Raw genomic sequence first — 18293 nt, 5'->3', positions numbered from 1 at the left:
GCCCCGGTTATCGGGGCTTTTTTGTGCAAGCTAGGTTTTACTTTAGTGATTATTGCCGCTTTTCGAGGTCAAGTAATCCATCACCGCAAACAATAAGCCAGAAATCACAAAGACACCGTGAATTAATAGTTTCCACTTCACAATCTCAATACTGATTGTGCCGTCATTATCCAGTTGCATGTAAGTTCTGAGTAGGTCAATTCCCGAAATAGCAACGATAGAACTGATCAGCTTAACCTTTAAGGTTGAGAATCCAACTTTGCCCATCCAGCCTGGCTTGTCTTCATGATCAGCAACATCCAACTTAGAGACAAAACTTTCATAACCACTGAAAATGATGATGATTAATAAGTTAGCCAGCAAGGTCATATCAACCAAAGCCAGAATCCCAAGAATGGTGTCGGTTTCACTCAATGAGCCAAAGTGCGATAGTAAATGCCATAACTCCTTCGCGAATCCGCCGAGCAGTACTACGATTGAGAGAATGAGTCCGACAAAGAATGGGGCTAAAATCCAGCGACTGCTGAAAATACCAGCTTCAAAAGCATGTTCCACTTTTTTCATGTTAAATCCTGTATATCTTTAAACAAACTGGGCTTATTGTAATCTAATCGATATCTCTGTAAATATCTTTGCTCTGATTGTTGTAACAATCGGTTACAGTAAAGAAAGTGTCTTATTTGTGTCATAAGAGGTTATTCGCAGGCGACTATCATTCTCCTAAATGTTAAAGCGCTATCGTCGCTGAATTGCAGAGGAACATAGTAATGGGTAGCAAGAAGTTATACATTTTTCGACACGGCAAGTCTGACTGGAAAGCAACGTTTAAAACCGATTATGAGCGGCCACTGGCTGAGCGTGGTATTGAGGCAGCTAAAAACATGGGGAAACACTTGAGCGCTATTACTCAGACGCCTGAGTTAGTGGTAAGCTCAGCGGCAAAGCGTGCTATAGATACCGCTTCACTCGCTATGGAGTTTGGCCAATGGGACTGTCCCATGGAAAGCACCAGGGCATTATACCTATCCAGCGTTGACGAAACTATCGAGTTGATACAACAGCTTAACCCTGAGGTGAAGCGACTGATGATAGTGTCCCATGAGCCTCTGTGCTCCTCGTTAGTGGCCGAGTTAACCATGGGCGGTCATGTGAAGTTTCCTACCGCGAGTATTGCTAGAGTTGATTTTAAAGTAGATAGTTGGAGCGATATCGACAGCGACAAGGGGCAGCTGGCTTGGCTACTAACGCCGAAGAGTCTTATGGGGTAAGAAAAAGGGAGCCTTTCACAAGACTCCCTATGATGCTTTTTACGTGTCTAAAATTTGTAAATTAAAAATAGAAGTGCGCAAACGCGGCGATATTGCTTCCGTCAAAGTCAGAGCCTGAACTTGAGTGGGTATACTCGATGTTGGTATAACGGATTCCCCAAGCCCAACGGTCATAGTTATTTTCATACTCAAGGACTAATCCCGTAGCATCGTCAAAATCGGCGCTACCACTGGCGTAGGGAAGATCCACATCAAGTGTTGGGCTTAATTCGTGAGTAAAGCCACCGCCAAAATAGTGACCATTGTTATTGTAAGAAGCAATACCTGTTAGTGGAAAGCGACTGAACGTAGCGTCTCCATTGGCAGCAAAAGTTCCACCTGTCTTGTAACCGGCAGTCCCTTTTAAGGCCCACGCACCAAAGTCAAAGCGCATGCCAACATCAACCCAAAAGCCTTCACCAGCGTCAACATCATCAGTTGAGCCATCTTCAAACTCAATATTGTTGATAATGGCGTCGCCACCGAATGCCAAGCCACCACCAACGATCCCGTTAGTCTTAACTTCTGCATAAGAACTTAGTGGGAGCGCAGATAAGATGAGTAAAAATAAATATTTCATAATGTTATTATTCCCTTGTAAAAAGCACTGCGAATTATAGGGCTATATTCTGTAATTACAAGCTTGAACTCCTTCCAAATGCCCTCATTAATAGCCATAATAGAGGTAACAATACCAGTATTAGCGAGTTATGAGTAACGACCACAAGTTTAATGAAGAAAAAGACCATGGGTTGGCGGTGGCAGAGGCTGAGCCTAAGCTCAAAAAGCCGCCAATGTACAAGGTCATGATCTTGAATGACGATTACACACCGATGGATTTTGTGGTGGAGGTTTTACGCAAATTCTTCTCCATGAACCAAGATAAAGCGACCAGAGTTATGCTACAAGTTCATAACGATGGACAGGGTGTCTGTGGTATCTTTACACCAGATATTGCTGAAACCAAAGTCGTGCAAGTTAATGAGTTTGCCCGTTCCAATGAACACCCTTTGTTGTGTGTTATGGAACCCGAAGACAAATAAGCTTATAGTGGTAATGAAGCCTTGACGGTTTCTAAGTAGAGGTCAGTATGCTGGATAAAGAATTAGAGCAGTCACTCAATAAAGCATTCCATAGGGCGAGAGAGTATCGCCATGAGTTCATCACTATCGAACATCTGATGTTAGCTCTGCTCGACAATAAAGATGCTATCGAAGTCTTAAAAGCTTGTTCAGTTGATTTATCCAAACTTCGCGATGAGCTTGAAAACTTCATTGGTAAAACCACACCTCAGTTTTCAGAAGAAGATGACGATTACGAAATCCAACCCACCATCGGTTTTCAGCGGGTTTTACAGCGAGCTGTCTTTCACGTGCAGTCGTCTGGTAAAGAGTCTGTGAGTGGTGCCAATGTTTTGGTTGCGATGTTTAGCGAGCCAGAATCCCAAGCGGTATATCTACTTTCTCAGCAAGATGTCTCGCGCTTAGATGTTGTGAACTTTATTTCGCACGGTGTTGCAGAAGAGGAAGATTTCGACACTTCAGAGATAGAAGACGATGTGCAGCCGGAAGAAGCTACTGAGGCAAAGCCGCTCGACCAATATGCAGTCAACCTTAATGATCTTGCCCAAGAGGGCAAAATTGACCCGCTCATTGGCCGTACTCACGAAGTTGAACGCGTGGTGCAAATCCTGTGCCGTCGCCGCAAAAACAACCCTTTGTTGGTTGGTGATGCCGGTGTTGGTAAAACGGCTATCGCTGAAGGTTTAGCTAAGCGCATCGTCGATGGGGAAGTGCCTGACGTTATTGCTGATGCAGTCGTTCACTCGCTGGATCTTGGTGTGCTACTCGCTGGAACTAAATATCGTGGCGACTTTGAAAAGCGCTTAAAGGCGGTTTTGGCTCAGTTGAAAAAAGAGCGTCATGCCATTTTGTTTATTGATGAGATTCATACCATCATTGGTGCGGGTGCTGCTTCGGGCGGAACAATGGATGCTTCGAATCTGATCAAGCCAGTGCTAGCTAATGGTGAGTTGCGCTGTATTGGTTCCACAACTTTCCAAGAATACCGTGGTATCTTTGAAAAAGATCATGCGTTAGCCCGTCGCTTCCAGAAGGTTGATATTAATGAACCCAGTATTACTGAGACAATATCGATTTTAGAAGGACTTAAAGAGCGTTACGAAAAGCATCACCGGGTTAAGTATTCAGCTTCGGCCTTAAAAACTGCTGCTGAGCTATCAGCTAAGTATATCAACGACCGACAGTTGCCGGATAAAGCCATCGATGTGATTGATGAAGCTGGTGCACGTCAGCAAATTCAAGCTGACGATAGCCGTAAAGATGTTATTGATTCCGTTGATATTGAACAGGTGATTGCGAAAATTGCTCGCATCCCAGAAAAAACCGTATCTTCTTCGGATAAGAAGTTACTGAAGAATTTAGAGCGTAACCTGAAAATGGTTGTGTTCGGCCAAGATAAAGCTATTGGCACGCTGTCTGAGGCCATTAAACTTTCTAGGGCAGGGTTAGGGCAGGAAAACCGTCCAGTCGGCTCCTTCCTCTTTGCTGGCCCTACGGGTGTAGGTAAAACGGAAGTCACTAAGCAGTTAGCCAAGCTGATGGGTGTTGAGCTGATTCGTTTTGACATGTCAGAGTATATGGAGCGTCATACTGTATCCAGATTAATCGGTGCGCCTCCAGGTTATGTGGGTTATGACAAAGGTGGCTTGCTAACCGAAGCCGTTAACAAAAATCCTCATGCGGTAGTGCTGTTGGATGAAATTGAAAAAGCTCATCCAGATGTCTTCAATTTACTGCTGCAGGTTATGGACCATGGAACCTTAACGGATAATAATGGACGTAAGGCGGACTTCCGTAATGTGGTTCTTGTGATGACCAGTAATGCCGGGGCGCAAGACTTGATTCGTCAGTCGATTGGCTTCAAAGAGCAGGATATGTCGCGAAATAATGAAGAGGCGATCAATAAAACCTTCTCACCAGAGTTTCGAAATCGACTTGATGCTACGGTTTGGTTTAATGCCTTGCCGAAGAAGGTCATTCTGTCCATCGTGGATAAATTCTTAACTGAAGTACAAGGTCAGTTGGACGCAAAACAAGTCAACTTGCATGTTGATGATGATGCGCGCGAGTGGTTTGCTAAGCATGGCTATGATGTCAATATGGGCGCCCGACCTATGTCGCGATTAATCAGTGATAAAGTGCGTAAGCCTTTAGCCAATGAAATTCTATTCGGCGAGCTGGTTGATGGTGGTGATGTCTATATTGGCTTGGATGGTGAAAAACTTGATATCCGTATCGAGCCGTTGACCAAGCGTATTACCCAAAGCGAAACCTAGCCTTTATGGCTTCATTAAAAAAGGCGTTGCTGGGATTCCAGTAACGCCTTTTTTGTATCCTTTTATTCCTAACGCTTCGCTTTAATGAGGCTAGAAACCGCTGTTAATTAACGTGCACGGAAGGTAATTCTACCTTTAGATAGATCGTATGGGCTGATTTCAACGGTCACTTTATCGCCAGTCAAAATACGGATGTAGTTTTTACGCATTTTTCCTGAAATATGTGCTGTTACAATATGACCATTCTCAAGCTCCACTCGGAACATGGTGTTTGGTAGAGTTTCTAGAACCTTACCCTCTAGTTCAATTACGTCTTCTTTCGCCATTCGGCCTCTCTCTCCTGTGCAATTAATTTACAAGATGTCTAAAAAATGGGCGTATAATGCCTGATTTAGCAGACAATCGCAAAGAATTTTAACACTTGTCGCGAAACACTTCTGCTGGTTTGTATTTGATTTTATAGTCCATCTTACTACACCCTTGAACATAGTACCCTAAATAACAGTAGGGAAGCTGTAATTTATTACAGTATTCAATGGTCTTCAGAATGACAAAAACGCCTAGACTTTTATAAGACGGGGAAGTATTAAAAAAAGAGTATACCGCAGAAAGCCCGTCATCCAATACATCAAGACAAATCACCGCAATAAGCTTTCCATTATCCCTTACTCTTAATAGTGCGGTATCACACCATTCAGAAAACAAAAAATCGGAATATTGGCGTTTCGATGGGGGATACATATCACCATCTCGATGTCGTGTGCTGATGTAGTGTTGATAGAGCTGGTAATCTTCTTCGAAGCAGTCGGCAGGTTCCAAGGTAACTTCAAATTGATGGTTCTTTTTTAAGACACGTCTTTGACTTTTGCTGGGTTTGAATTGTGATGCTAGTACGCGGTAAGCCCAACAAGCTGAACAGCCTGGGCAGTTAGGGCGATAGACGTGCTCGCCGCTACGTCTAAACCCTTGTCGGCTTAGCTCAGAGTAAAGATCATTATTTAATAAAAGGCTTGGATCGGCGAAAACCGACACTGCGATTTTATCGTCTAAGTAGCCACAAGCATGCTCAGGCCCACTAAAGAGCCTAATGTGCTGAGTGACTTTTTCTTTTTGACTCATACAGTTAGGTTACTACGCCTGCTATCGGTTTGCCACTAGAATTGGCGCCACGAAGTCAGCGTTTTTGGCTGCCATAAGTCTTTAGGCTGAGGCCAAGCAATATGCTCTTCGAGCAGTTTTATAAATTCACTTCGAGCAATGTCTACCGCTCCCATGCTGTATAGATGCGGGTTACCCACTTGACTATCAAGCAATAAAAACTCATTCTCAGCGAGGTAGTGTGAGAGATAAATCAGTGCAAATTTTGATGCGTTTTTTCCTTCGCTAAACATCGACTCACCAAAGAAAAAACGTCCCATACTAACGCCATATAAACCACCGGCTAAATCTTTTCCGCTCCAGACTTCAACAGAGTGCGCCAACCCCATTTCATGCAGTTGCTCATACGCAGCCTTCATTTCTGGAAGAATCCAAGTTTCTGCTTCTTTAACTCTTGGAGCAGAGCAACCATCAACGACCTCGCTGAACGCATGATTGATGGTAATTTTATAAGAGGATTTATTCAGTTCGCGCTTCATTGAGCGAGATACGTGGATACTATCAATGGGAAAGACGCAGCGAGGATCTGGAGACCACCATAGAATGGGTTCCCCTTCGCAGTACCAAGGAAAAATCCCATTTTTATAAGCTTCAATAAGTCTTGTGGCCGATAAGTCGCCGCCAACCGCCAGTAAACCATTAGGGCTTTCTTGTGACAGGCTCGCATGGGGAAATTTATTCGACTTGTCGAGTAGAAATATATCGTGACTCATTTAATTAACGTGCTTGTCATTTTTCATTATTCTACATAAATAATGGTTTAAGTATAACGCTTTGATTGAGCTCATAGCGTTTCCTTGATGGCGCTTTATTTCAAACGAATAATATCATTCCAACGGCTAGTGTAATGAGGGGAGCGGGCATTAGCACGCATTGCCCAGCGTTTGTCAAAACCGAGGCTGCCAAATTTTATGGCATCTTTACCAAACTTAGCATTAATCGTGTCTAAGCTTTCCATCAGTTCAGGACGCTGACGAGTTTGATTGAAAATATCTGCTTGGTAGCCTTTGCTGGGTTCAATGCCAAGCAGCATAACACCAGCTTTTTTGTAAACTTGATCTGGTCGGTAAATGCGATTGAGTCCTTGTTCAATGGCTTGTAAGAATAGACTGGTATCATCGCTAGGCTCAGTAAGCGATAAGGTCGCTTGAGGGTGATCACTATGACGCGTGCGCAGGAAAAGCTGGATACTGTTCGCAAGTGATGATTGTTTGCGCAGCTTTTCACAACATCGAGTTGCATGGTAGGCCAGTGCTTCTTTGAGATCCGCTTTGTTGGTGATCGGATTACCGAAGGAGCGTGAGTTTAAGATTGACTGCTTTGCTTGTGGGTGTTGATGAAACTCAAAGCAGGGTTGTCCTCGTAATTCGAGAATCGTACGCTCCATATTAACCGAAAACATGCGCTGCAAGGTTTTGTAATCACAGTTATGCAAATCCCAAGCGGTGTCGATGCGTTGTAGCTTAAGTTTTTGCGATAAACGGCGACCAACCCCCCAGATGTTTTCAACGGCAAGGTGCTCTAAAGCCCATTGACGGTTTTTCTGGCTGCGTAGATCAACCACACCATTGGTCGATTGTTTATGTTTTTTAGCATAGTAGTTAGCGACTTTAGCCAGTGTCTTTGTTGGACCTAAGCCAACACAAATAGGCAGAGAAAGCCACTGGTTCACGGTTTGCTTTAGGTTTTGACAGTGCTCTGTTAGATCGCCACTAAAGCCCTGAAACATTAAGAAAGACTCATCCACGGAGTAAGGGGCAACCTTGTCTGTGAACTGCTGCAATACCCAGTTAAAACGCTGTGAAATATCCCCGTAAAGCCCGTAATTCGAGGAAAACCATTCGATGTTATGACGTTTTAGTAACGACTTTATCTGGAAGTAGGGTGTGCCAATTTTTATCCCTAACGATTTTGAAAAGTCACACATTGCTATCGCACAGCCATCGTTATTGCTTAGCACAATAACAGGCTTGTCTTTTAGATCGGGACGAAAAAGACGCTCACAAGCAACGTAAAAGCTATTAACGTCGCATAGCGCATAAGTGACGTCGTTACTGGACATTAACGGAGGCTCCTCGCTAACCCTGTGACCACTCCCCAAATGACCAGTTCATGTTCGCCAGTGATTTCAATATCCGGATAACTTGAGTTCTCGGCTTGAAGCTTTAACGTACCTTGGGATTTTAAGCGCTTCACCGTGAATTCGTTATCCAACAAAGCGACCACGATATCACTATCTTTGGCTGTTACTGAGCGATCTACCACTAAAATATCATTCTGAAAAATTCCGGCTCCAGTCATTGAGTCGCCTTCTACACGTGCGAAAAAGGTGGTTGCGGGGTGTTTAATAAGTAACTGATCTAAGCTCAGCGTATCTTCCATATGCTCATCAACAACACCTGGAAAGCCCGCTGATACACGCCCTGAATACAGTGGAATTTCAGAATAGCTGCCTTGTGGTTTAAGGATGGATACTTTGCTCATTATGCGTATTAGAGAGGGTGTCTTGATGAATGATTTAGGTTAGCACATGTGGGACATAATTGCAGTTGGGAAGCACCTCAAAATGAGGTGCTTAATGATGCTTAAAACTAGAGGTGCTTTGCATGAAATCTTAAGTGATCCTCTATGAAACTACTGATGAAGTAGTAGCTATGATCATAACCTTCGTGCTCTCGATAGGTTAGAGGGTATTCCTTGTCTGTGGCGGCAGCTACTAGGCTTTGTGGCTTGAGTTGCTCTGCTAGAAAGTTGTCGGCGAGCCCTTGGTCGATGAGCATGGGAATCTGCGTTGAGCTTTTGCGGAGTAGCTCTGTGGAGTCGTATTCACGCCAATCAGCTTTGTCATCACCTAAATAAGCGGAAAAAGCTTTCTCGCCCCAAGGGCAGTTGATGGGGTTGACGATTGGGCTGAAGGCAGATGCTGAGGCGTATTTTTCAGGGGTACGCAGCGCCATCATAATCGCGCCGTGTCCGCCCATGGAGTGACCCGCGATTGACCATTTATCATTGACTGGGAAGGTGCTTTTGATCAGCTCAGGCAGCTCCTCATTAATGTAGTCGTACATCTGATAGTGCTTTGCCCATGGGCTTTGCGTGGCATTGACGTAAAAACCAGCGCCTTGGCCTAGGTCGTATGCATCGTCATCTGCAATGTTATCGCCACGAGGACTGGTGTCAGGGGCAACAATCGCGATACCTAGCTCTGCGGCCATCCGCTGTGCACCACCTTTTTGCATGAAGTTTTCATCCGTGCAGGTTAGCCCTGAGAGCCAGTACAATACTGGCACTGGGGTAGACTCACTAGCCTGCGGTGGCAAGTAAATGGCAAACTGCATGTCGCAGCTTAATGTACTTGAGGGGTGACGGTATTGTTTATGCCAGCCGCCAAAAGCCTTGTTTGAACTTGTGTTTTCGATAGTCATCACTGCTCCTCAGTCCTTTAGTAATGAATGACACTGCGAATACTTTTGCCTTCATGCATCAATTCGAATGCTTCATTAATCTCTTCAAGTTTCATGGTATGAGTAATAAAATCATTGAGTTTAAACTCACCATTCATGTAGCGCTCGACGTAGTCTGGAAGCTCTGAGCGACCTTTAACGCCACCAAAAGCGGTACCTTTCCACACGCGGCCCGTAACCAGCTGGAATGGGCGCGTTGAGATTTCTTGGCCAGCGCCAGCAACACCAATGATGATCGACTCCCCCCAACCTTTATGGCAGCACTCAAGGGCTGATCGCATGACGTCAACATTACCAATACACTCGAAAGAATAATCCACGCCGCCTTCAGTAAGCTCTACAATCACTTCCTGAATAGGCTTGTCATAGTCTTTCGGGTTAATGCAATCCGTTGCGCCAAGTTTTTTAGCGAGGTCAAACTTACTCTCATTGATATCAATAGCGATAATTCGGCTTGCTTTAGCCATGGTCGCGCCAATCACAGCGGATAGACCAATACCGCCTAAACCAAAGATCGCAACAGTTGCTCCTTCTTCGACTTTGGCTGTGTTCATCACGGCACCCATGCCTGTTGTCACGCCACAACCTAATAAACAGACCTCTTCTAGCGGAGCCTCTTTGTTGACTTTTGCGAGTGATATTTCTGGAAGTACGGTGTACTCGGAAAAGGTCGACGTCCCCATGTAGTGGTAAATAGGTTTGCCATCTTTATAGAAGCGGGTAGTACCATCTGGCATCAAACCTTTACCTTGGGTCTCACGAATTTTCTGACACAGGTTGGTTTTGCCCGATAAGCAGAACTTACATTCGCCACATTCAGGCGTGTACAGTGGAATCACGTGGTCACCGAGCTCTAGCCCTGTAACGCCTTCGCCGACTTGCTCAACGATACCGCCGCCTTCATGTCCTAAAATGGCCGGAAAAACACCCTCTGGGTCGTCTCCCGACAAGGTGAAAGCGTCTGTGTGACAAACGCCTGTGGCGACGATTCTGACTAAAACTTCGCCTTTTTGAGGTGGCATAACGTCCACTTCTTCAATGGAGAGGGGCTTGCCAGCTTCCCAGGCGATCGCAGCTTTTGACTTTATATAATCTTGTGACATGAGAGTTCCTTCATGATGAGTAATGGCTTTATTATATTTGTTTACAAAATAATGATAATATCAATTTTATTAAATCACTATTACACAATGGTAACAATATGAGGTGGCAAGGCGTATCTGAGTTTGTAGCTGTTGCCGAGGAGGGAAGCTTTACAGCAGCAGCCGACAAGCTCGAGCTATCAACGGCTCAGGTAAGTCGGCAAATCAGTCAACTCGAGTCACGTCTAGGGGTTAAGTTACTCTATCGTACAACCCGGACCGTGACCATAACGCAGGAAGGGAGTGTTTTCTATCAACACTGCCGAGCGGTTTTGGATGGCTTGCAGCATGCCGAAAATGAAGTCTTAAATCTACAAAGTAAGCCGCAAGGTAAGATTAAACTGACGGCAACCGTCACCTATGGTGAGCAAGTTATTTTGCCGCTAATCAATCAGTTTGTGCATGATTACCCTGATGTCGAAGTCGAGGCATACCTGACGAATAAGCGGGTTGATATTATTGAAGAAGGGTATGATTTAGCTATCCGCATTGGCGACTTAAAAGACTCGACTATGATGGCACGAAAGCTCAGCCGTCGGTCGAATTATGTCTGTGCCTCGAGTGACTACATTAATAAGTTTGGAGCTCCTCATACGCTATCTGAACTGGCTAACCACAATTGTCTTTTGGGAACGTTGGATTATTGGCGATTTAATGTGGGCGATAAAGAGAAAAGTATTAAAGTGTCCGGTAGTTTGCGTTACAACAGTGGCTTCGGTTTAGCCCAAGCTGCATTACAAGGTATTGGCATTGTGCAGCTGCCAGATTATTACACTCGAACCTATTTAGACAGTGGTCAGCTGGTTCCGCTACTCGAACCGTTTAGAATTCCGGAAGAGGGAATTTGGGCGGTTTATCCGCAAAATCGATTCATGTCACCCAAGTTACGGGTCTTGATTGATCACTTTGTTGCCAATATTGAATGACATCGTTTATCTTTATATTTTAAACACTATAATATCTTTGATTTTATTGTGAAATTTCTTTTTTTGTGTCCCCATCGATTAACCGGATAAATCATGGGCCTCCTAAGCCTAAGCTCCAGGTTCGAGTCCTGGTGGGGACGCCATTCCTTGCTTTTTCTTTCCTCAACGACAACAATGTTTTTATTATTGATAGAGGAGTAACGTCATGACATTTACGCGTTTGTTAATCATTATGTCGATCACTTTGATTGCTTTGGGATGCCGTAGTGAGGCATTAACTAAAAATAGCTCAGAGCTACCAAGAGATTTCACGCTGGCGGCGGGTGAAAAAGTATTGGTTAACGATATGGGCTTTCAGTTTGAAAGAGTTAAGCAAGACTCCCGTTGTCCGAAGGGCGCGCAATGTATACAGCAGGGAAGAGCCGAAGTGGTTATCAATTATACGCTTGATAAAACACCTATACAGAAAGTGATGTCAATTGGTGGGAAAGATGCTGGCGAGCGTTTATCGGTTAATGGGATGACTGTGCAGTTGGGCTATTTAAAACCTTACCCTGCGACCAATATTAAAATTAATCCTGCGAACTACAAAGCCCACTTTATTGTGATGGAGGGCGCTGAGCTTGATAATGCTGTGGTCATGGATGTTCGTACTCAGCAAGAGTTTGATGCGGGGCATTACCCACAGGCGACCCATATTCCTTATGACGACATCTCTGACCGTGCCTCTGAGTTGTCTTTTGCCAAAGATGATCTTGTGGTGGTGTACTGCCGCAGTGGAAACCGCGCGGGTAAAGCGAAAGCAACACTCAATCAATTAGGTTACACCAATGTGATTAATGGAGTCGATCAAGACACGGTAGAAAGCTTAATCGGCGAGGCGAATCAGTAATGGGCAAAGTGGTTGGCGTTGGTGGCGTATTTTTTAAGTCAAAAGACAGGGATGCCTTGGGTAAGTGGTATCAGGAGACTTTAGGTTTTAACATTGATCCGAGTTATGGCGGCTCACATTTTCTACAGAGTGATGCCCCTCAGAAAGCCTGTACTGTATGGGGGCCCTTCAAAGCGGATACCGATTACTTTGAGCCTTCGACAAAAGACTTCATGCTAAATTTTATCGTGGATGATATTCATCAGTGTCTAAAGCAAGTGGAGACAGCTGGTGGACAATTGGTAGGAGAGCCTTGCGAGGATGACATGGGAATCTTTGCTTGGTTTATGGACCCTGAAGGTAACAAAATAGAACTGTGGCAAGTGAAATAAAAAAAAGCCTCTTTTCGAAGAGGCTTTTTTATAACGACATGCTATAGAGACGTGATTCTTTGATAATGGTCGGGACGTCGATCTCTAAATAAACCCCAACTTGCTCTTTGTTTAGCCAGCAAGTCTAAATCAAATTGTTGCGTGATAACGCCCTGCGTAGTTTTGTCCATTTCTTGAACTTTATCGCCAAAGTTATCAGTGATAAATGATGAACCATAAAAGTTAATACCGCACGTTTCACCTTGCTCGGCTCCAATACGATTCGAGGCAATAACGGGAACCATATTGGCGCCACTGTGGCCTTGCATTACTCGTTGCCAATGACGGCGTGAATCCCAGTTTGGATCTTGCGGTTCGCTACCTATAGCGGTTGGGTAGAAAATAGCTTCTGCGCCCTTGAGTGCGAGGACTCTGGCGGTTTCTGGGAACCATTGATCCCAACAAATGGCTGCACCTAAACGTCCGAATTTGGTCTCCCAAACTTTAAAGCCTGTATCACCCGGGCTGAAATAGAACTTTTCCTGATAGCCTGGGCCATCAGGGATGTGCGCCTTGCGATAGTTGTCCAATACAGTACCGTCAGCATCAATCATCGCCAGAGAGTTAAAGTGTGCGTTGCCTGATTTCTCAAAGTAACTAATAGGTAATACCACGCCCAGCTCTTTAGCCAGCGCAGAAAAATGCTTTAACACTTTGCTGGTGTCGCAAGGCTCGGCCCAATCAAAATACTTTGGGTCCTGATCTTTGCACCAATAAAAGCCAGCAAACAGCTCTTGCAAGAGAATAGCTTGCGCTCCTTGTGATGCTGCCTCACGAACTAAAGTCTCACCAAGGCTTAAGTTTTGTTCAAAGTTGTCTGTGACGGCGAATTGTGTTGCTGCAAAGGTAACGTTTCTCATGATGTTATCTCACGTAATAAGCTTTAAATAAGCGGTTGTTGCATGGTGATGCAGTGAATACCACCACCGCCAACCAATATTTCATTGGCATCAATCTGTTTAATATCACGTTTAGGGTACAAATCTTTTAAGGTTGATAAAGCCACTTGATCCTGCTTGCAACCGAAAGAGGGCAGTACCACTAAATCATTCGCAATGTAGTAGTTGATATAAGACAAAGGCACTCGTTCTCCATCAATATATCTCGGCTCTGGTTCAGGAGTTTCAATAAGCTCGAGACCAGCCTCTTTAATGATGGCTTTGTTGTCTTGGTAAATCGTAAAGTTTTCACTTTGGCGATTATTGGTGTTCTGACTGATGATGGTTTTGTTATCAACAAAGCAAGCAATATTGTCGATATGACCGTCCGTATCAACATCACCAAAAATGCCTTTTTTAAGCCAAACGATGTCTTTAGCCCCAAAAGCATTCAGCAGTAAGGTTTGAATGTCATCTTTACTCAGGTCAGGGTTGCGGTTTGCGTTTAGTAAGCATTCCTCAGTCGTTAAGAGCGTGCCTTGTCCATTACCATGAATCGCACCACCTTCTAGCACAAAGTCATAGGTCTCAACTTTACTTTTTGTAATCTGAGTAATGTGCTCGGCGACTTTGGCGTCGTGAGCATAGGTCTCAAACTTATTGCCCCAAGCATTAAACAAAAACTTCAATGCTAAAGGGCTGGACACTTCTTTTCCATGTTCTTCAATCCAGAGCGGCGAAATATCCCGCGCCCAGCTGTCGTCGAGTTCAAAAAAATGGATCTCAATGTCGGAGTTAAGAAGATTTTGTGCAGAAGGAGCATCTTCTGCACGCACTATCATGTTCACTGGCTCATACTCAGAAATCGTATTAGCCACTTCAGCAAAAGCCCGCTGGGCTTTCTCTAAACCATTAGTCCAAATCTCTTTGCGACAGGGCCAGGCCATCCAAGTGGCTTTGTGCTTTTCCCATTCAGCAGGCCAGCGTCGCGGTGTTAACTTTTGCATACGTATCCTAAAAATTAGTCTTCTAAATAACTGTAGCCATAAATACCTTCGCGTAACTCAGCGAGATATTGGCGTTGTTGAGTGAGTTCAAGGTTGCTCGCTTTTAATTGACGACGATAAGACTCAAGCAATGATTTGGCATCGAAGTCGACATAATCAAGTAACTCGTCAACACCAGAACCATAGTCCGTTCCGTAAATATCAAGCTCACCATTGTCAGTTACGCGTAAGTCGATGGTGTGCGTATCACCAAATAAGTTATGCATGTCGCCCAAGATTTCTTGATAAGCGCCAACGAGGAAGAACCCCAGTAAGTACTCTTCACCATGTTGGTACTCTGGCAGCTGGATAGTAGAAGTAATGCCATGATTATTGACATACTGCTCCAACAAGCCATCACTGTCACAAGTAATGTCTTGAATAATCGCACTTTCAGTGGGCTCCTCGTGCAAGCCTTTTAATGGCATTACTGGGAATATCTGGTCAATCGCCCAGGCGTCAGGTAACGATTGAAAGATAGAAAAGTTAACGAAGAACTTGCTTGCAAGCTGTTCATTCAAACCGGCTAGAATATTCTCTTGCTCGTGACTCTCTGGCTCTAAACGCTGCTTAATGTTTAGCAAGATCAAACGATGCAAACGTTCAGCAACGGCACGGTCTGCCAAGCTTAAAACTTGATGGCTGAACATGCCTTGAGCTTCGTTTAAGTAATAGCCTGCATCGTGGTGTGCTTGAATCAAGCGATCATTATCACCCTCTAATGAGTCTTGGTAGGTCGTCCATAAATGCTGCAATACTGTCGGTGCTTCATCGTTGGGCTCATCGACCTGATGTTTGATCGGTGACTCTGAATCAATCACGTTAGCAATTAAGACAGCGTGATGGGCTGTCAAAGCACGGCCTGACTCGGTGATAATATTTGGGTGAGGCAAGTCTTGCTCAGCCGCAACTTCATAAAAGCCATTCACCACGTTATAAGCGTACTCTTCAAGAGTATAGTTCATTGAGCAATGGCTTTGACTGCGGGTGCCTTCATAATCAACCCCCAAACCACCGCCGACATCGACAGTAGTAATAGGCACGCCCATTTGATGCAGTTCCGCATAAAAACGCGCGCACTCTTTTAGGGCATTACGGATGTCATGAATCGAGGTAATTTGTGAGCCTAAGTGGAAGTGCAGCAACTGGAAGATATCGAGTTGGTCGCGTTCTTGCAATGTTTCGACGAGGCGTAAGATCTGACTCGCTGACAAGCCAAACTTGGAGTGATCGCCGCCTGAGGTTTGCCATTTAGACTCACCTTTTGAGGCTAATCGAGCGCGCACGCCAATCGTGGGCTTGATACCCATGATTTCCGCTTCGTCCAATAGTAAGCTCAACTCAGAAAGCTTTTCGATCACAATATAAACTTTATGACCAAGCTCTGAGCCTATTAAAGCGGCGCGTAAATATTCACGGTCTTTATAACCGTTACAAACGATGGTTGAGTTAGTGTTTTCTGACATCGCTAAAACCGCCATCAGTTCCGGCTTACTACCGGCTTCTAGGCCTATCTGCTTTTCTGCTTTGCTGATGGCTGACTGGCTTTGCACGATTTCTTCAACCACGCGACGCTGTTGGTTCACCTTAATCGGGTAGCAAACGGTATACTTTCCTTGGTACTCCAGCTCACCAATGGCTTGGTTAAATGCCTGGCATAGGCTGTTGACGCGATTATGCACGATATCGCCAAAACGAAGCAGGGCGGGCATTTGAAAACCGCGGCTTTGCAACTCTTTGCACACAGACGACAAAGGAAAAGTGAGTTCTGGGCGACTCTTATCAGGAGATACCGTTAAATCACCACCTTCGTTAAGATCGAAGTAACCATCGCTCCAGTGAGGAAGGTTATAAAAAGAACGTGCTTGTTCAATTGACCAATCGTTTGTTTTAACAGTCATGCGCTGTTGTTTCTCCGTTCAATGTAGCCCTGTGTTTTCCACAGTATAAAGGCTAATGTATTGATAAAATAGGGTAAACCTAATGTGTTGTTAATTAGTACGTTTTCTACAGGTACAAAAAAGGCGGTGCTTGATGCCCGCCTTGTTTCGCCACTCACTGTGATGCTTTTATTTTAAGACATCTACAACATATTGGGGTAATGCAAAGCTGGCAACATGAAGCTCCGGCGTGTAGTACCGGGTCTTGATGTTACTCTGTGTAAATCGCTCTCGGATCGCTTCAATTGACTGCTGACGAAGTGCTGTATTATCAGTACCCCATGCCAACGTCATAATCCCACCGATATAAGTTGGTACTGGTGCTGCATAAAACCAGCGATCGTTAAACAGGCCCTCGAAACGATTAAAGGTGGTTTTAACCTCGTCAATTTGCATAAAGCTGACGCCGTTTTGAGTCGCTAAAACGCCACCTTCGGTTAAACTGTTTTTACAACCTTGATAGAAACGCGAGCTGAACAGGACTTCACCAGGCCCTTCGGGATCGGTTGAGTCAGAAATAATGACATCAAACTTCTCTGAGTTGTTGACGATAAAGTCAACGCCATCATCGATCACCAGGTTTACTCGTGAATCGTCAAAAGCACCGTCGGAGTGTTTCGGGAAGTATTGCTTACACATATCGACGACGGCCTGATCAATTTCAACCATCGTGACATGCTGAACTTCAGGGTGGCGCAGTACTTCACGCAAAATACCGCCATCACCGCCGCCAATGATCAACACACGCTTCGCGTTACCATGAGCAAATAGAGGAACATGAGTTAACATTTCATGATAAATGAACTCATCTTTTTCTGTCGTCTGAATCACGCCGTCTAAAGCCATAACACGTCCGAACTGCTCATTATTGAAAATGATCAGATGCTGGTGATCGGTTTTACTCTCAAACAGTATTTCGTCGACAATAAAACTCTGGCCATAGGTTTTGTATAGCGTTTCAATAAAGCGTTTGCTCATAGCGTTTCGTCGTACTGAATTTGTGGATTAATTATGGACTTCGCCACGCAAAATCTCTTTTACCGACACTTCAGAGGGTAAAAATGCTTTGCGTAGAATTTCAGTCGCTTTGTGAGGCTCTGCATCGCCACACATAAAGACATCAAAGGCTGCGTAATCGCGCTCAGGCCATGTGTGAACACTGATGTGAGATTCTGCAAGCACAGCAACGCCTGAAATACCGCCGTTCGGGGTAAAGTGATGCATATGGATATGAAGCAGGGTAGCGCCACACTCGATTACAGCTTCACGGAAAGCCTGCTCCATAACTTGTAAATCATCAAGTTTTGAAGCGCCCCATAAATCGATGATCAGGTGCGTACCAGCAAACTGCTTGCCATCACGTTGTATGAAATGATCGTTTCGCTCATCGTTCTCATTAACATTCTTAAACGAAGGCCAATGAGTTTCTGTTGCGCCAGTAGGATCAATCTCTTGGTTATAGTCGAAGTCTTTATACACTTCTTTAATCTCCTCTAATGGGGAAGCCATAAACAAGCTTTGTATATGTATTTTTCTGGGGGCGTAACGATAGAAACTTCCCAGACCTACTGAGCAGGCTAATTTTCGTTATAGTTCAACGGGTTATCGACATTTTGGTGTTTGAATAAAAGGGTTGTGTCAAACACTGTATTAACCAGCACAATTTAGACTGTGCTTTATACGCTTTTTGGCTAAAAATGCAATACTTTTCGCATTAAATCTGTATAAATTATGAGCATAGAAACTAATAGGTTCATTGTTATTAATGTGAC

20 protein-coding genes and 1 tRNA gene are annotated in these 18293 nt (G+C 44.4%); 7 read left to right on the top strand and 14 right to left on the bottom strand.

What is annotated here, in order from left to right; translation table 11 throughout:
• Positions 1 to 42: 42 nt before the first annotated feature.
• Positions 43 to 564, bottom strand: a complete 522-nt coding sequence (locus ABD943_RS01160; RefSeq protein WP_345291366.1) for a TIGR00645 family protein — start codon at positions 562 to 564, stop codon at positions 43 to 45.
• A gap of 203 nt (positions 565 to 767) precedes the next feature.
• Between ABD943_RS01160 and ABD943_RS01155 the strand changes: the two genes are divergently transcribed.
• A complete protein-coding gene (locus tag ABD943_RS01155; protein ID WP_345291365.1) occupies positions 768 to 1268 on the top strand; it encodes a SixA phosphatase family protein in 501 nt (166 codons plus the stop codon).
• A gap of 61 nt (positions 1269 to 1329) precedes the next feature.
• On the opposite strand, the gene ABD943_RS01150 is transcribed toward ABD943_RS01155, so the two are convergent.
• Entirely contained in the window at positions 1330 to 1887 is a 558-nt protein-coding gene (locus tag ABD943_RS01150; RefSeq protein ID WP_345291364.1) for a hypothetical protein, read from the bottom strand.
• Positions 1888 to 2017: 130 nt separating this feature from the next.
• On the opposite strand from ABD943_RS01150, the gene clpS reads away from it, so the two are divergent.
• Together clpS and clpA are read left to right on the top strand one after the other, a co-directional pair.
• Positions 2018 to 2350, top strand: a complete 333-nt coding sequence (gene clpS / locus ABD943_RS01145; RefSeq protein WP_345291363.1) for an ATP-dependent Clp protease adapter ClpS — start codon at positions 2018 to 2020, stop codon at positions 2348 to 2350.
• A 47-nt stretch (positions 2351 to 2397) separates the two neighbouring features.
• Positions 2398 to 4665: an ATP-dependent Clp protease ATP-binding subunit ClpA gene (clpA, locus tag ABD943_RS01140; RefSeq protein ID WP_345291362.1), complete on the top strand. Its 2268-nt coding sequence runs from the start codon at positions 2398 to 2400 to the stop codon at positions 4663 to 4665.
• Positions 4666 to 4772: 107 nt separating this feature from the next.
• Here clpA and infA read toward each other — a convergent pair whose 3' ends face one another.
• From infA to ABD943_RS01105, 7 genes are all read right to left on the bottom strand, one after another.
• Positions 4773 to 4991, bottom strand: a complete 219-nt coding sequence (gene infA / locus ABD943_RS01135) for a translation initiation factor IF-1 (RefSeq protein ID WP_046561074.1) — start codon at positions 4989 to 4991, stop codon at positions 4773 to 4775.
• 88 nt (positions 4992 to 5079) lie between these two features.
• Positions 5080 to 5784 carry an arginyltransferase gene (locus ABD943_RS01130; protein WP_345291361.1) on the bottom strand — a complete coding sequence of 235 codons (705 nt, stop codon included), beginning with the start codon at positions 5782 to 5784 and terminating at the stop codon, positions 5080 to 5082.
• A 35-nt stretch (positions 5785 to 5819) separates the two neighbouring features.
• A complete protein-coding gene (gene aat / locus ABD943_RS01125) occupies positions 5820 to 6536 on the bottom strand; it encodes a leucyl/phenylalanyl-tRNA--protein transferase (RefSeq protein WP_345291360.1) in 717 nt (238 codons plus the stop codon).
• A gap of 95 nt (positions 6537 to 6631) precedes the next feature.
• The gene (locus tag ABD943_RS01120; RefSeq protein WP_345291359.1) at positions 6632 to 7885 is read right to left on the bottom strand and encodes a Y-family DNA polymerase; all 1254 of its coding nucleotides are present in this window, start codon (positions 7883 to 7885) and stop codon (positions 6632 to 6634) included.
• Entirely contained in the window at positions 7885 to 8307 is a 423-nt protein-coding gene (locus ABD943_RS01115; RefSeq protein ID WP_345291358.1) for a LexA family protein, read from the bottom strand. Before ABD943_RS01115 ends, ABD943_RS01120 begins: the two co-directional genes overlap by 1 nt.
• A 107-nt stretch (positions 8308 to 8414) precedes the next feature.
• Entirely contained in the window at positions 8415 to 9248 is an 834-nt protein-coding gene (gene fghA, locus ABD943_RS01110) for an S-formylglutathione hydrolase (protein ID WP_345291357.1), read from the bottom strand.
• A 17-nt stretch (positions 9249 to 9265) separates the two neighbouring features.
• Complete coding sequence (locus tag ABD943_RS01105; protein WP_345291356.1) at positions 9266 to 10390, bottom strand: S-(hydroxymethyl)glutathione dehydrogenase/class III alcohol dehydrogenase; 1125 nt, start codon at positions 10388 to 10390, stop codon at positions 9266 to 9268.
• Between the two features lie 98 nt (positions 10391 to 10488).
• On the opposite strand from ABD943_RS01105, the gene ABD943_RS01100 reads away from it, so the two are divergent.
• From ABD943_RS01100 to ABD943_RS01085, 4 genes are all read left to right on the top strand, one after another.
• On the top strand, positions 10489 to 11355 hold the full coding sequence (locus ABD943_RS01100; RefSeq protein ID WP_345291355.1) for a LysR substrate-binding domain-containing protein: 867 nt from the start codon (positions 10489 to 10491) through the stop codon (positions 11353 to 11355).
• 67 nt (positions 11356 to 11422) lie between these two features.
• A tRNA-Arg gene (locus ABD943_RS01095) sits at positions 11423 to 11498 on the top strand.
• A gap of 62 nt (positions 11499 to 11560) precedes the next feature.
• On the top strand, positions 11561 to 12247 hold the full coding sequence (locus ABD943_RS01090) for a rhodanese-like domain-containing protein (RefSeq protein WP_345291354.1): 687 nt from the start codon (positions 11561 to 11563) through the stop codon (positions 12245 to 12247).
• Positions 12247 to 12618: a VOC family protein gene (locus tag ABD943_RS01085; protein ID WP_345291353.1), complete on the top strand. Its 372-nt coding sequence runs from the start codon at positions 12247 to 12249 to the stop codon at positions 12616 to 12618. The genes ABD943_RS01090 and ABD943_RS01085 overlap by 1 nt, the downstream gene beginning before the upstream one ends.
• Positions 12619 to 12659: 41 nt before the next feature.
• Here the strand turns inward: ABD943_RS01085 and aguB are convergent, their stop codons facing one another.
• From aguB to speD, 5 genes are all read right to left on the bottom strand, one after another.
• Positions 12660 to 13520, bottom strand: coding sequence for an N-carbamoylputrescine amidase (gene aguB, locus ABD943_RS01080; protein WP_425559459.1), 861 nt, complete (start codon positions 13518 to 13520; stop codon positions 12660 to 12662).
• Positions 13521 to 13540: 20 nt separating this feature from the next.
• Positions 13541 to 14542 (bottom strand): agmatine deiminase family protein, encoded by a 1002-nt coding sequence (locus tag ABD943_RS01075; RefSeq protein WP_345291351.1) that lies wholly within the window; start codon positions 14540 to 14542, stop codon positions 13541 to 13543.
• Positions 14543 to 14556: 14 nt separating this feature from the next.
• Positions 14557 to 16482, bottom strand: a complete 1926-nt coding sequence (gene speA, locus ABD943_RS01070; RefSeq protein WP_345291350.1) for a biosynthetic arginine decarboxylase — start codon at positions 16480 to 16482, stop codon at positions 14557 to 14559.
• Between the two features lie 168 nt (positions 16483 to 16650).
• Positions 16651 to 17499: a polyamine aminopropyltransferase gene (gene speE / locus ABD943_RS01065; protein ID WP_345291349.1), complete on the bottom strand. Its 849-nt coding sequence runs from the start codon at positions 17497 to 17499 to the stop codon at positions 16651 to 16653.
• Between the two features lie 27 nt (positions 17500 to 17526).
• Positions 17527 to 18000 (bottom strand): adenosylmethionine decarboxylase, encoded by a 474-nt coding sequence (speD, locus tag ABD943_RS01060; RefSeq protein WP_345292667.1) that lies wholly within the window; start codon positions 17998 to 18000, stop codon positions 17527 to 17529.
• Positions 18001 to 18293: the final 293 nt, after the last annotated feature.

The organism is Kangiella marina, from assembly GCF_039541235.1.
Taxonomy (GTDB): Bacteria; Pseudomonadota; Gammaproteobacteria; order Enterobacterales; family Kangiellaceae; genus Kangiella; species Kangiella marina.
This window is presented reverse-complemented; position numbering and strand designations above follow the sequence as displayed.

What these genes read in the sequence shown, in the direction of transcription:
- ABD943_RS01100 (WP_345291355.1), top strand. Translation starts at nt 10,489, where the DNA reads ATGAGGTGGCAAGGCGTATCTGAGTTTGTAGCTGTTGCCGAGGAGGGA.
- ABD943_RS01120 (WP_345291359.1), bottom strand. Translation starts at nt 7,885, where the DNA reads ATGTCCAGTAACGACGTCACTTATGCGCTATGCGACGTTAATAGCTTT.
- ABD943_RS01090 (WP_345291354.1), top strand. Translation starts at nt 11,561, where the DNA reads ATGACATTTACGCGTTTGTTAATCATTATGTCGATCACTTTGATTGCT.
- aat (WP_345291360.1), bottom strand. Translation starts at nt 6,536, where the DNA reads ATGAGTCACGATATATTTCTACTCGACAAGTCGAATAAATTTCCCCAT.
- ABD943_RS01150 (WP_345291364.1), bottom strand. Translation starts at nt 1,887, where the DNA reads ATGAAATATTTATTTTTACTCATCTTATCTGCGCTCCCACTAAGTTCT.
- infA (WP_046561074.1), bottom strand. Translation starts at nt 4,991, where the DNA reads ATGGCGAAAGAAGACGTAATTGAACTAGAGGGTAAGGTTCTAGAAACT.
- ABD943_RS01085 (WP_345291353.1), top strand. Translation starts at nt 12,247, where the DNA reads ATGGGCAAAGTGGTTGGCGTTGGTGGCGTATTTTTTAAGTCAAAAGAC.
- speE (WP_345291349.1), bottom strand. Translation starts at nt 17,499, where the DNA reads ATGAGCAAACGCTTTATTGAAACGCTATACAAAACCTATGGCCAGAGT.
- clpS (WP_345291363.1), top strand. Translation starts at nt 2,018, where the DNA reads ATGAGTAACGACCACAAGTTTAATGAAGAAAAAGACCATGGGTTGGCG.
- speA (WP_345291350.1), bottom strand. Translation starts at nt 16,482, where the DNA reads ATGACTGTTAAAACAAACGATTGGTCAATTGAACAAGCACGTTCTTTT.
- fghA (WP_345291357.1), bottom strand. Translation starts at nt 9,248, where the DNA reads ATGACTATCGAAAACACAAGTTCAAACAAGGCTTTTGGCGGCTGGCAT.
- clpA (WP_345291362.1), top strand. Translation starts at nt 2,398, where the DNA reads ATGCTGGATAAAGAATTAGAGCAGTCACTCAATAAAGCATTCCATAGG.
- ABD943_RS01105 (WP_345291356.1), bottom strand. Translation starts at nt 10,390, where the DNA reads ATGTCACAAGATTATATAAAGTCAAAAGCTGCGATCGCCTGGGAAGCT.
- ABD943_RS01155 (WP_345291365.1), top strand. Translation starts at nt 768, where the DNA reads ATGGGTAGCAAGAAGTTATACATTTTTCGACACGGCAAGTCTGACTGG.
- ABD943_RS01075 (WP_345291351.1), bottom strand. Translation starts at nt 14,542, where the DNA reads ATGCAAAAGTTAACACCGCGACGCTGGCCTGCTGAATGGGAAAAGCAC.
- ABD943_RS01130 (WP_345291361.1), bottom strand. Translation starts at nt 5,784, where the DNA reads ATGAGTCAAAAAGAAAAAGTCACTCAGCACATTAGGCTCTTTAGTGGG.
- ABD943_RS01160 (WP_345291366.1), bottom strand. Translation starts at nt 564, where the DNA reads ATGAAAAAAGTGGAACATGCTTTTGAAGCTGGTATTTTCAGCAGTCGC.
- ABD943_RS01115 (WP_345291358.1), bottom strand. Translation starts at nt 8,307, where the DNA reads ATGAGCAAAGTATCCATCCTTAAACCACAAGGCAGCTATTCTGAAATT.